10 protein-coding genes are annotated in these 12272 nt (G+C 58.5%); 5 read left to right on the top strand and 5 right to left on the bottom strand.

Translation table 11 applies throughout. The features are described from left to right. The first annotated feature begins 15 nt into the window (after window positions 1-15). Complete coding sequence (locus tag ACJO3T_RS12670) at window positions 16-2577, top strand: EAL domain-containing protein (RefSeq protein ID WP_406978688.1); 2562 nt, start codon at window positions 16-18, stop codon at window positions 2575-2577. Window positions 2578-2757: 180 nt separating this feature from the next. Here ACJO3T_RS12670 and ACJO3T_RS12665 read toward each other — a convergent pair whose 3' ends face one another. The 3 genes from ACJO3T_RS12665 to ACJO3T_RS12655 form a co-directional block, all read right to left on the bottom strand. Beyond that, window positions 2758-3345, bottom strand: coding sequence for an antibiotic biosynthesis monooxygenase (locus tag ACJO3T_RS12665; protein ID WP_406978687.1), 588 nt, complete (start codon window positions 3343-3345; stop codon window positions 2758-2760). Between the two features lie 77 nt (window positions 3346-3422). After that, window positions 3423-4046 carry an isochorismate family cysteine hydrolase YcaC gene (gene ycaC / locus ACJO3T_RS12660; RefSeq protein WP_406963188.1) on the bottom strand — a complete coding sequence of 208 codons (624 nt, stop codon included), beginning with the start codon at window positions 4044-4046 and terminating at the stop codon, window positions 3423-3425. An 81-nt stretch (window positions 4047-4127) separates the two neighbouring features. Further along, window positions 4128-4997, bottom strand: a complete 870-nt coding sequence (locus ACJO3T_RS12655) for a pirin family protein (protein WP_406978686.1) — start codon at window positions 4995-4997, stop codon at window positions 4128-4130. Window positions 4998-5110: 113 nt separating this feature from the next. On the opposite strand from ACJO3T_RS12655, the gene ACJO3T_RS12650 reads away from it, so the two are divergent. After that, complete coding sequence (locus tag ACJO3T_RS12650) at window positions 5111-6034, top strand: LysR substrate-binding domain-containing protein (RefSeq protein ID WP_406978685.1); 924 nt, start codon at window positions 5111-5113, stop codon at window positions 6032-6034. Between the two features lie 31 nt (window positions 6035-6065). Here the strand turns inward: ACJO3T_RS12650 and ACJO3T_RS12645 are convergent, their stop codons facing one another. Continuing rightward, window positions 6066-6524 carry an SRPBCC family protein gene (locus ACJO3T_RS12645; RefSeq protein WP_406963193.1) on the bottom strand — a complete coding sequence of 153 codons (459 nt, stop codon included), beginning with the start codon at window positions 6522-6524 and terminating at the stop codon, window positions 6066-6068. Between the two features lie 256 nt (window positions 6525-6780). On the opposite strand from ACJO3T_RS12645, the gene ACJO3T_RS12640 reads away from it, so the two are divergent. From ACJO3T_RS12640 to ACJO3T_RS12630, 3 genes are all read left to right on the top strand, one after another. Then, window positions 6781-8142, top strand: a complete 1362-nt coding sequence (locus tag ACJO3T_RS12640) for a glycine cleavage T C-terminal barrel domain-containing protein (protein WP_406978684.1) — start codon at window positions 6781-6783, stop codon at window positions 8140-8142. 74 nt (window positions 8143-8216) lie between these two features. Next, a complete protein-coding gene (locus tag ACJO3T_RS12635) occupies window positions 8217-9146 on the top strand; it encodes a methylenetetrahydrofolate reductase (RefSeq protein ID WP_406978683.1) in 930 nt (309 codons plus the stop codon). Beyond that, complete coding sequence (locus ACJO3T_RS12630; protein ID WP_406963196.1) at window positions 9127-10863, top strand: formate--tetrahydrofolate ligase; 1737 nt, start codon at window positions 9127-9129, stop codon at window positions 10861-10863. The genes ACJO3T_RS12635 and ACJO3T_RS12630 overlap by 20 nt, the downstream gene beginning before the upstream one ends. On the opposite strand, the gene gbdR is transcribed toward ACJO3T_RS12630, so the two are convergent. Further along, window positions 10855-11985 (bottom strand): choline metabolism transcriptional regulator GbdR, encoded by a 1131-nt coding sequence (gbdR, locus tag ACJO3T_RS12625; protein ID WP_406978682.1) that lies wholly within the window; start codon window positions 11983-11985, stop codon window positions 10855-10857. The two genes, ACJO3T_RS12630 and gbdR, sit on opposite strands and share 9 nt — an antisense overlap. Window positions 11986-12272 lie beyond the last annotated feature (287 nt).

Raw genomic sequence — 12272 nt, 5'->3', positions numbered from 1 at the left:
GGCAGGGCATGAACTATGAAGCAATCAGTGCGTGCATATTGGATCCTCCTGGCGTTTTCCCTGGTCTTGTCCCCCGCCTTGGACGCGGAAGTGGTGATCCGGGGTGACCGTGATCATTATTCACTGAATGACCAGGTAACCTATTCGGTAGACGACAGTGGCGACGCGACCCTGCAGGACATCCTGGGGCAGGGGGAATGGACCGCCAACCCGGATGATGGTGTGCTGAACCTGGGCTTCACGAGTGCGCCTGTCTGGGTAAAAATGTCGGTTCAAATCCCGGCATCCACCCGTGGGCAGTGGTATCTGGTGATTCCCTATCCGTTGCTGGAAGAGGTGGAGCTGTTTGTCTTGCGGGAGGGCCGTTTACCCGTGCTCTACCAAAACAGCCGTCAGGATGTGCACGAGACCCACCGGCACCTGGCTGCCTACAGTGTGGGACTGCCTGTTCCGCAAGGGCTCACCGGAAATCTGGACCTGGTGCTTCGGGCCGCGTCATCCACATCGCTGCAGGTCCCGGTCGAACTATGGCGTGAAGATTACCTGTTTGATCGTTTCATGGCACATAGCCTCTATTGGGGCGGATACTTCGGGATACTTTTTGCGCTGGCGATTTACAACCTGGTCCTGTTTCTGTCCATTCGCGATGCGGCCTATGGTTACTATGTGCTGTATGTCGCTGCCCTTAGTGTTGTGATGCTCAGTATTTCAGGCGTGGGCAGCGCTTTTGTCTGGTACCAGGACCCGCTCCTCACGCGTTATGTATTGCCGATTGGAACCGGACTTACTTCTCTGTGTGCCGTGTTGTTTGCGCGCCAGTTCCTGAAGTGGCCCGGCTTTTCTCCACGCCTGGACGGCACCATGAAAGTGGCGGCCGGCCTGGCGTCGGTGCTTATCGTCTACACCCTGTTTGATCCCCTGAATGGGACGCGTCTGGCAGGACTCCTTGGGGCTCTGGTGCTGGTGGTTTTGATCAGCGTGGGCGTGGCCAGCTTGCTGGCAGGTGTCGCCATAGCCCGTTATTTTGTGCTGGCGTGGGCGGCTTTTGCCGGAGGAGGGCTTCTATACCTGCTGACGGTTTTCGATGTGTTTCCGGTGAACGCCATTACCAACCACGCCATGGCCGCCGGCTCTGCCGCAGAAGTGCTTTTGTTGTCCTTCGCGTTGGCACATCGCATCAAGGAAGAGAGGTCCCATAAGATGGCCGCACTGCGTCGGCAGCAGCAAGCGGAACAACAGGTGAGAAAGCTGCACCTGAAGGCCCTGGAGCAGGCCATGCACGATACGCTGACCCAGATGCCGAATGCGTCGCTCCTCAAACAGCGTTTGCAGGAAAGTGTTGACCGTAACACCCGGGTGGCGCTGGTCCTGGTGCACTATCCACAGGTGAAGGAGATTGCGTCGAGTATGGGCCATAGTCTGGCCGAGAAGATGTTTCTGCAGTTGGTGCATAAAGTCAATCAGGCCCTTGGTGGCCCTGGATCGGTTATTCGTCTGGAGAATACGGGGCCTGCCTACCTCGCTATCCCCGACTTTGGATCAATCGCCTTCCTGATAGATTTCGAAAAGCTGGATACTGAACTTGAGCTCTTTGTCGAACAAATGGCGGGGCATCACGAAGTGTCGGTGAACTCCGTTCGATTGCCCCTGTTCATGAACCTGTACTGCGGTGTGGCGATTCATGCCGAGCATGGTGACAAAGCTGAAGTGCTTTTCCAGCATGCCTCTGCCGCCAGGGATAGCAGTGCTCGGGACAAGGTGCCTGTGCAGGTGTATAACGAGGGTATCTCGGCATTTGCACGCCGCCGATTGGCCTTGTTGAGTGCCCTGCCTGCCGCCATCGAAGCGGGAGAGCTGGAGTTGTATCTGCAGCCGCAGATGAATGAGTCCGGCCAGCGACTGGTAGGGGCGGAAGTATTGCTGCGCTGGACGAGTTCACGCTTTGGCCCGGTCCCGACATGGGAATTGATCGAGATTGCCGAAAATGCCGGGTTGATGGATTTGCTGTCACGTTTTGTGATCAGGGAGTCATGGAAAACCATTAAACGACTGCAGCAGCAAAAACTGGACATCACCTGCAGCATCAACCTGTCGGTACAGAACCTGATCAACAGTGACTTCGTTGCTTTTTTGCTCGCCGGCGCAAAGGAACACGCTATTCCCATGGACCGTCTGATTTTGGAGGTAACCGAAACCTCCATGATGCACAACATGGACGCCGTGATCGGCTCGTTGCTGTTGATTGCGGATAAGGGCTGCAAGGTCGCCCTGGATGACTTTGGTACGGGTTATTCATCTCTGGCTTATCTGAGCCGCCTACCCATTCACGAGCTAAAAATTGACCGCTGCTTTGTCAGTCAGATGTGTTCCAGTCGCAATGATTTGTGGATTGTCGAGAACACCCTGAAACTGGCGCGCACTCTGAATCTGGAAACCGTGGCCGAAGGGGTAGAGGACGCCGAGACGGTATCGCTCCTGCACAAGTTGGGGTGTCATCGCCTGCAGGGGTACCACTTTGCCAAACCCATGCCGGTTGAAACCTTTTGTGATTGGGCGCTGCAACGGAAAGCCAGCTGAATCCATGAGTAAAACAACTTGTTGAATTGCGGGCAAAGGTCAATACCAGAGCCCGGAATGATTAGATCCGTCTCCCAATGATCTTGTTTCCGCGATCATTGCATCCGCAGCCTCCTCTGATGAAGCTGTGACTCATCGCGTGTGCCTATGGTCACAATGCGTGGTTCAGGGCCGGAAGCGTTAACGAAACAACCACCCCGCGACCATTCGAACGACCCTTGGCATGATCAGATACACCACCAGAGCCACGACGGTTGCGGCGATGATACCGTGACGGATTCCCCAGAGGGCCAGATCCGGGACGGTTTGGAAAAGCGGCCTGTACAGTTCCGGCACAATCATCGTCAGTGGCCAGATGACAGCCGTAGTGATGAGCCATTGCTTCCATCGCGTCGGTTGCTTCGCCGACGACGAGGGCGGTGTGAACCAGAAATCAATGCCGCTTTTGATGTCCACTTGCTCATCCGAGGCCAATGCCGGAGATATGTCGGAAACAAGCTCTCTTCGAATGTCCGAGTTCAACCAGGTTTCAGCGTCGTCTTTCGAGGAAAAACGTACTGATATTTCGAACGTGTCATTGCCCTCTGTTGGTCGGACAATATGGACACCCTGATGTCCGGGAAACTCAGCCGCCGCCTGGATTATCTGCCTTAGCCAGGTTTCGTACCGTTCCCTTTGTCCCTGACGCACGGTATGGCGAATGATGATGGACCGGCCTGAGTCATAGTGCACGGACGGAGCGGGACTATTCGTGTTTTCATCACTCATCGATAGTTACCTGGAGCTGGTGACTGGTGAAGCCAGTCCCTACTCACATCCCTGTGGGCAGGAAGCATGGCTCGGGTTTACTCGCCTTTCTGCGAAGCGTAGCTCTGCATCAGGTTGGAGTAGTGGGGCAGGTGGTTGGCCAGAATACCGCCGAAACCTTCGATATCGTTTCGCCAGTCACGGTGTAGCTCACAGCCAACGCTGAACCAGTTCATCAGTTGAGCGCCTGCCGCCTGCATACGGTTCCAGGCTGCATCCCGGGTCACCTGATTGAAGGTACCCGAGGCATCGGTGACCACGAACACGTCGTAACCTTCCTCAATCGCGGACAGGGTCGGGAAGGCCACGCACACGTCGGTGACCACACCGGCAATCAGGAGCTGCTTCTTGCCGGTTGCCTTGACGGCATTCACGAAGTCCTCGTTATCCCAGGCATTGATCTGGCCGGGGCGAGGGAAGTAGGGCGCGTCCGGAAACGCGTCCTTGAGTTCAGGGACCATCGGTCCATTCGGCCCATCCTCGAAACTGGTGGTGAGGATGGTGGGAATGTCGAAGAACTTTGCGATGTCCGCCAATGCCAGGACGTTGTTCTTGAAATCATCCGGGGAGAAATCCCTGACCAGGGAAAGCAGACCGGACTGATGGTCGACCAGCAGCAACGCGACATCGTCTTTATCCAATCGCTTGTATTGAAAAGCCATGATTGCATACTCCTTCATTTCACTCGGGTGGTTGTCGGCCGATCGTCCGGCCTTTTGTATCGCCAGTGCCGGCGTGGCGCACTAGCGGTGTAGCAGACCGAACTTCCCGTTCTGGAAATCCTCCATAGCCTGCCGGATTTCATCCTGTGTATTCATGACGAAAGGGCCATGCCCGACGACAGGTTCATTGATTGGCTCACCGGTCAGCAACAGCGCATGGGCATCGTTATTGGCATCGATCGTCAGCTCCGTCCCGTTACGGTCCAGCACCGCGAATTCTGCATCCCGCAGAACTTCCGTGCCGTTAACCTGCACGGTGCCCTTAAGCACGACCAGCAGGGTGGTGTGCCCCTCAGGGACGGACAGCGACAGCCTGGCTCCGGGCAGTAACCCCAGATCCCAGACATTCACCGGCGTATGGGTCCGGGCGGGGCCTTGCTGCCCCTGGTAAGTCCCCGCCACGACACGCAGCTGGCCTACATCGTCGCCCAGGGAGACCCTCGGAATGTCCTTGTCCAGCAGTGTCTGGTAGGCAGGCGGCGTGCGCTTCGCTGTGGCCGGCAGATTTACCCAGAGCTGAACCATCTCCAGTGGCCCGCCGTTCTCGGAGAAGGCCCGGGAGTGAAATTCCTCGTGAAGGATGCCTGCACCTGCGGTCATCCACTGGACATCACCGTCGCCGATCAACCCGCCCGCGCCCGACGTGTCCCGGTGCTCAAGCTCACCTTGATACACCAGAGTCACGGTTTCGAAGCCCCGATGGGGGTGTTGGCCAACTCCCCGTTTGCTCCGGGTAGGAGGAAAGACCGTTGGGCCGGCATAGTCCAGCAGGAGAAAGGGCGACAGGTTCTGCGGGCCCATGCGGTTATAGGAGAACAGCGAGCGCACGGGGAACCCGTTTCCCACCCAGTGGCCGACCGGAGGACTGTAGGTTGTCAGGATCTGTTTCATTGATTGCCTCCGTTTTCTGACCAGTGGATGATGTATTCACAATAGGTCAGGCCGGATGACCTGGAAAGACACCGAAAGTTATACTCTGCGTTCCATTTATAGGACGGCGTTACATGCAGGATTTGAACGATCTGTATTACTTCGTGAAGGTGGTGGACATGGGCGGCTTCGCGCCGGCGGGCAGGGCTCTGGGGCTGCCAAAATCCAAGCTCAGCCGCCGGATCGCCAGGTTGGAACACCGGCTGGACACCCGCCTGCTTAACCGTTCTACCCGGACATTTACCGTCACGGAGCTGGGTAAGGAGTATTACCGTCACTGTGTTGCCATGCTTGTTCAGGCAGAGGCGGCCCAGGAAGTCATCGATCGTTCCCTCGCGGAACCCAAGGGCACCATTCGCCTGAGTTGTCCGCCCGGGCTGATCTATTTTCTTATTGCCCCCCTGGTTGTCCGTTTCATGCAGAAGTATCCGGAGGTCAAGATCGAAATGGAGGCGACCAGTCGACGGGTGGATGTGATGAAGGAGGGCTTCGATATCGCCCTCAGAGTCCGCTTTCCGCCGCTGGAGGACAGTAGCCTGACCATGAAAGTGCTGTCCAAAAGTCCGCAGTGTCTTATGGCAGCGCCAGGCCTTCTTGAGTCGTTACCCAAACCCTCGACTCCCAATGACCTGACGGGGCTGCCGAGCATCGATTTCGAGCAATGGAATGGCCAGCATGTCTGGAACCTGGACGGCCCCGATGGCGCGTCGGTGCAGATACACCACCAGCCGAAACTGGTGACTGATGATGTGTTTACCCTAAGACAGGCAGCGCTTGGAGGTCTTGGAATCGTCAAAATGCCGTTGCTTGTCGGGGGGCGGGACCTGGTGGAAGGAAGACTGGTCAGTGTCTTGCCGGACTGGCGCCCGCGCGGGGGCATTTTCCACGCCGTTTTTCCATCCCGTCGTGGACTGTTACCCGCCGTCCGGGCGTTTCTGGATTTTATTGCCGAATCGATGGATGAGGTGGATTTCCGCTTACCGGAAGAGCAGGCCTAGGGTCCACTTTCTGGGGATAAGCCCGAAACGGCTAAGCAGATGCAACACGATTGCGGATCACCTGGATGGTATCGATGTCGGCGGCTATGTAGGCCTGTTGGACGAAAAGGTCATAGGGGAGTTCATCACCGAGACCTTCGGGGTAGTGGGTGCAATAGCTGAATCGGACCAGCAGGGCCTCGGGTTCCGGCTCCTCAATCGTCATGGTGAGGCTGCCGCCAGGTACCGTTTCCGTCGGTACAATTTCATAGTGCACGGATTGGCCCTCATCCAGGGTGACCACATCGTCCACCACAAGGCCCGGTAGCTGGAGGCTGCGCTTCAGGCGGTGGTTGCCCTGCCACTCAATCTCGTACTCGCCCAGCCCTATGATGAAATGGTGAGGGGAGGTGGCCCGTAGAACGAGACCTTCCCACAGGTCATCTCTCGTCATGTCCTTGATGGACTGATCGGTCAGGTCGTTTACCTGAACCAGGTGTTCGAATTGCATATTGCCCTCCAGGTTGTCGGGCCGCGCCCAGGCAGAGCCTTTGCCGACCGTTACCCGGAAACGGGCAGAAGTCGATATGGGTGAAGGCCTGTCCTCAATCTAGCTGATAATCACCCGCTATGCGAAAACCTACCCGGCATTGGTTGCAGGTTCTCCTCTGCCGTTTTTGGTTATGCCAGTGTCGTATTGGTTCAACCCGATAAACCCGAACAGGATCACATTAGGGCTATCAACAACCCGGTAGGGGGAGATAGCAATGGCCGTTAAGTTCGAACACGCACTTCAGGATTATCCGCGACAACGGGCTAGTGCTGCGCGCCAGCCTGAAAGCGTCGATCAGTCTGATCGTCGCGTTCCCATCAACCTGCGCCAGTCCGGCCCCACGCCGGTGGAAATGCTGATTTCCACAAGGGTCCGTAAGTCGCCGTACTGGCATCTGGCCTATGAGGCTGGCTGCTGGCGGGCTACCGTCTACAACCGCATGTACCACCCCCGGGGCTATGTCCGCCCGGAAGACGGCGGCGCCATGGTGGAATACGAGTCCCTGATAAACGATGTCACCATGTGGAACGTAGCGGTTGAGCGCCAGATCCAGGTCAAGGGCCCGGATGCGGAGCGCTTCGTCAACTACGTGATCACCCGTGACGCCACAAAAATAAAACCCATGCGCGGCAAGTACGTCATCCTGTGCAACGAGGACGGCGGTATTCTCAATGACCCGGTGCTGTTGCGGGTAGCAGAGGACGAGTTCTGGTTTTCCCTCTCCGACAGCGACCTGGAGTTCTGGCTGCGGGGCGTGAACGTTGGTATGGGCTTCGATGTCAGCATTGCGGAAATCGATGTGGCTCCGGTCCAGATCCAGGGTCCCAAATCTGAGGCACTTATGGTCGATCTGTTCGGCGAGGGGGTGAAGGAGATTCCCTACTACGGGCTGATGGAGGGCCAGGTTGCCGGCCATGACGTGGTCATTTCCCAGACCGGTTTCACCGGTGAAAAGGGGTACGAGATATACCTCAAGGAAGCCACCAAATACGCTGAGGATCTCTGGTACACCGTGCTTGCCGCCGGTGAACCACACAATCTGAGGGTGATTGCCCCGGCGCACCACCGTCGCATTGCCGCAGGCATTCTTTCCTGGGGCCAGGATGTGGACCAGGAAACCCTGCCATTCCAGTGCGCCCTGGCCTACCAGGTACCGCGCAACAAGGAGGCGGACTACATCGGCAAGCAGAAGCTTGAGAAGGTTCGCGAGCAGATCGATGCCGGTAGCCCTCCCTTCAGCCACATCATGGTGGGTATCCGCTTCGGTGGCGGCCAGGTGACCGACTATGCCAATGATTTCTGGTTGATCAGCAGGCCTGATGGCGGTGATCCGGAAGGCTATGTCACCTCGCCCTGGTACTCACCAGAACTGGAAACCAACATCGCGCTGGCCTATGTGCCGTTTGACATGCGCGCCATTGGTACACGCCTGACGGTTCACCTGCCGGCGGAGTACGCCGCAGCCAACGGCTCAACCGAGGTTGAGGCGGAGGTGGTGGAAGTGCCCTTCCGGCCATCGGTGAACCCCAACGCCCGTGAGCGAGCCCGGGCGAAGGGTATCGACTTCGCCGACTAGCAGAACCGGCAGGGCAGGTGATAGCAGCCGCCTGATCCCTGCTGGTGCACACGGGCAACAAGGGGGCGTGGTTTATGAAACTGGTGAGAGGAGAACAGACGTTTCATCCCGGTAATGAGGAGGCCGAAGCACGGTTCCGTGCCCTGGTGCGCTCGGCCTCTATCGAGGCGACGCCGCGCCAGATACTGACAACGGAGTATCTGCCGGATCTTCTGCCCGCGGGTACTTGCGTCTACGTGCCGTTCCTTCCAAAGGGCCAGTTCAGCGACACGCTTGAAGCCTGCCGGTATCTCCTGGATCTGGGTATGCAGCCGATACCTCACGTGCCAGTCCGAATGGCGGAGAGCAGCGGGCAACTATGGGACTGGCTGTCACAAATGGATGAAATCCGGGTTGACCGGCTGTTGCTGATTGCCGGCGACAGTGAGGCGGTCGCCGGCCCCTTTCCGGATACTCTCGCCGTTCTCGAATCAGGCCTTTTGGCCCAGTTCCGCTTTCACGGTATCGGTGTGGCCGCTCATCCGGATGGGCACCCCATGGCAGACCGGGCCACCCTGAGCCAGGCCCTCCGTATCAAGCGCGAATACGCCCGCACTACCTCGACACGGCTGTGGGTGGTGACCCAGTTCACATTTGGCGCTGATGTGGTGATCGACTGGCTGCAAAGCCTGGGCAATATCCTGGAAGAGGTGCCGGTGTACATTGGCATGGCCGGGCCGACGCGGGTGAAAACCCTCATCGCCTACGCTGCCCAGTGTGGGGTAGGCGCATCCGCCCGCCTGATGTTGCGGCGTCCGGGCAGCGCCAAAATGCTGCGTGCCTGGACACCGGATGACATGGTGCGTGCGCTGGTCCGGTATTGCCTGGACAACCCGGATACCCTGCTGCGGGGCATCCATCTTTTCCCATTCGGCGGTCTGCGCCAGTCGGCGCAATGGATTAAAGAGCACAGCGGGTCCATTGAGGACCAGAGAGGCCAGCTCCATGAGTCTTCAGTACAGTAAACTGACACCTACAACACCGGTGCCCGCGGAGTTTCCGCCGCCGGGCACTCCCGACATCGAGATCGCCCGCTCGGTCCAGCCTCTATCCATACTTCTGCTGGCCCAGCAGCGTTTCGGGCTGCCGGGGGAGAGTCTGGTGCCCTTTGGTCACTACAAAGCCAAACTGGATATGGCGTATGTGGATACTTCCGCTACCGCGCCCCGGGGCAAGCTGGTGCTCGTGACCGCCATTACCCCGACCCCGGCCGGCGAGGGCAAGACCACCACCAGCGTGGGATTGAACGACGGCTTCAACCGTTTGGGGGTGCGCTCTTCCGTCTGCCTGCGGGAGCCCTCTCTCGGCCCCTGTTTTGGCATGAAGGGCGGGGCCGCCGGCGGTGGCCGGGCCCAGGTGATTCCGATGGAGGATATCAACCTGCACTTCAATGGCGACTTCCACGCCATTACCTGTGCCCACAACCTGTTGGCATCGCTGATCGACAACCACATTCACTGGGGTAATGAAGCCGGCCTGGACCCGCGCCATGTCAGCTGGCGAAGAGTTCTGGACATCACCGATCGCTCCCTGCGCAATATGGTGTGCGGCCTTGGTGGTGCCGCCCATGGCGTGCCCCGTGAAACCGGGTTCGATATTACCGTCTCTTCCGAGATCATGGCGATCCTGTGCCTGGCCGATGGGCGTGCGGACCTGAAACAGCGATTGGGGAATATCATCGTTGGCCGGCGTTCCGACAGGACCCCGGTGACCGTTCGCGATCTGGGCATGGAAGGTTCGCTGTCCGTTCTGCTGAAAGAGGCCCTGCAGCCAAACCTGGTACAGAGCCTGGAGCACAATCCGGTGTTTATCCATGGTGGGCCGTTTGCCAATATCGCCCACGGCTGTAATTCCGTGACGGCCACTCGTGCGGCGCTGGCCCTGAACGACATCGTAGTGACCGAGGCTGGCTTTGGTGCCGACCTGGGTGCTGAAAAGTTCATTGATATCAAGTGTCGGCACACAGGTTTGCGCCCTGATGCCGCCGTGGTTGTCTGCACCATTCGGGCGCTCAAGATGCAAGGCGGTGTTGCCCACAGCAAACTGGCGATTCCCGACCTGGCTGCGCTGCGGGATGGCGCTGCCAATCTGGAGCGACACGTCCGCAACCTTCAGCAGTTCGGACTGACTCCGGTGGTGTGCATCAACCGTTTCCCGGACGACACCGAGGAGGAGATGGCACTGGTTCAATCAATCAGTGAAGAGCTGGGGGTAAAGGCCGTGCCCGCTGACCACTGGGCAACCGGTGGCGAGGGCGCCACGGACCTGGCTCAGGCTGTGCTCAACCAGATGGGCGAAGGCACACCGGAGGTAAAGTTCCTCTATGAGGACAGCCTGCCGCTGGCGGACAAAATCCGTACTATAGCCACCCGTATCTATCATGCGGGAAGTGTGGAATTTACAACGGTGGCCAAGCGGCAGCTGGAGGAGTACGAAAACCTGGGTTTCGGCCATCTGCCAGTGTGTATCGCCAAGACCCAGTACAGCTTCTCGGCGGATTCGTCGATAAAGGGCGCGCCGTCTGGTCACATGCTGCCGGTGCGGGAGGTGCGTCTGGCCGCCGGCGCGGGGTTTGTGGTGGCGGTTTGCGGCGACATCATGACCATGCCGGGCCTGCCGCGGCGCCCTGCGGCCCTGGACATTGCCCTGGATGAAAATGGCCTGGTGGTGGGGCTAACCTGAGCCGGTGTCCTCACCCGAGCCATGCCCCCGGCCCAGAAAGGTACCGTAGGTCGGCTCAGTGCGAGCGCGCCTGAGCGCCTGCAGAGAGGGGGATGAAAAACTGGCCTCTGCCAGGGCAGTATCGGTCGCTACTGGGGTATCGGCGTCCATCCGCTCATGTTTCGGAGCCCGCCCCATGACTTTACGATAGCACCGGCTGAAGTGGGTGGCGGAGATGAAGCCACACATGGAGGCAATTTCCACAATCGAACAGGAGGTCTGCTTCAGCAGCCGGCGTGCACGGTTCAGGCGTACCCGAAGGTAATAGCGTGAGGGAGTGCAGCCCATGTGCTTGAGGAACAGCCGTTCAAGCTGCCGGCGCGATATGCCCGCCAGTGTTGCCAGTTCCTGCAGTTCGATGGGTTCCTCGATGTTGGCCTCCATCAGTTGGGCAGCCTCTGCCAGCTTGGGTTGCGCACAGGCCAGTCGGGGATGCATCGGCATGGGCTGCTGTTCGCTATCTTCCCGTACCCGATCGCAGACAAACATGTGGGAAATCGCGTTGCTGAGCTCCTTGCCATGGCGCCGTGCCAGGAAACTGAGCATCATGTGCATGGGTACAGTGCCGCCGGTGCATGTCATGCGTTCCCGCTCGACGGTAAACAGTCGATTGTTGGTCTGGACCCGGGGGAAACCCTCCTGCATGGCTTCCAGGCATTCCCAGTGGGCACTGCAGGAGTGGCCGTCCAGCAGGCCGGCACTGGCCAGGACATAGGGACCGGTACAAACAGCCCCCAGCAGGACATGTCGCCGGGCCATCTGTTTCAGCCAACTGACTTCCGTGCGTGAAAAACTGTGCGGGACATCAATGCCGGCCACCACAATCACCAGGTCGAAACTGTGTTCTTCCTGAATGGAGCCGTCTGGCACCATGGTGATGCCATCACTGGCGCGGGCGTAGCCACCTCCGTCCGTGAGCAGTTTCCAGGAGTAGAGTTCGGAGCCGGCGAGCTGGTTGGCCATGCGGAGGGGCTCAACAGCGGTGGAAAGTGCAATCAGGGTGAAGTTTTCGATCAGCAGGAAGCCCACTCGGTAAGGTTGCTGGGCGGGTCTGTTTGCGTGCGAGTCTGTATCAGCGGCCATGATTAACCCCCTTGCCCCGCCTGGGCCTGTTGCGACAGCCCGTGCACGGAATGCCCGTTTTGACCACTTCAACCTGAACACTAGTTGTTGCACCTTGATCGTGCAATAAGTGATCAACTCCATTGTAACTCCATTCGAAGTCGGTGGTCAGGCTGGCAATGGTCCACATGCGACATCCCATGCCTGAGGATGCTCCCGACGCGATTTTCCAGATTGTCGTAAATCAACTTTTCAATGTCGTCGGCGAGCATGCGGCAGGCAATTGACGGCGTTACTGTTGGGACAGG

Source organism: Marinobacter shunpengi (assembly GCF_045449715.1).
Classification (GTDB): domain Bacteria; phylum Pseudomonadota; class Gammaproteobacteria; order Pseudomonadales; family Oleiphilaceae; genus Marinobacter.
The sequence above is the reverse complement of the archived record's forward strand: the minus strand, read 5'-3'. Positions and strand labels throughout refer to the sequence as shown.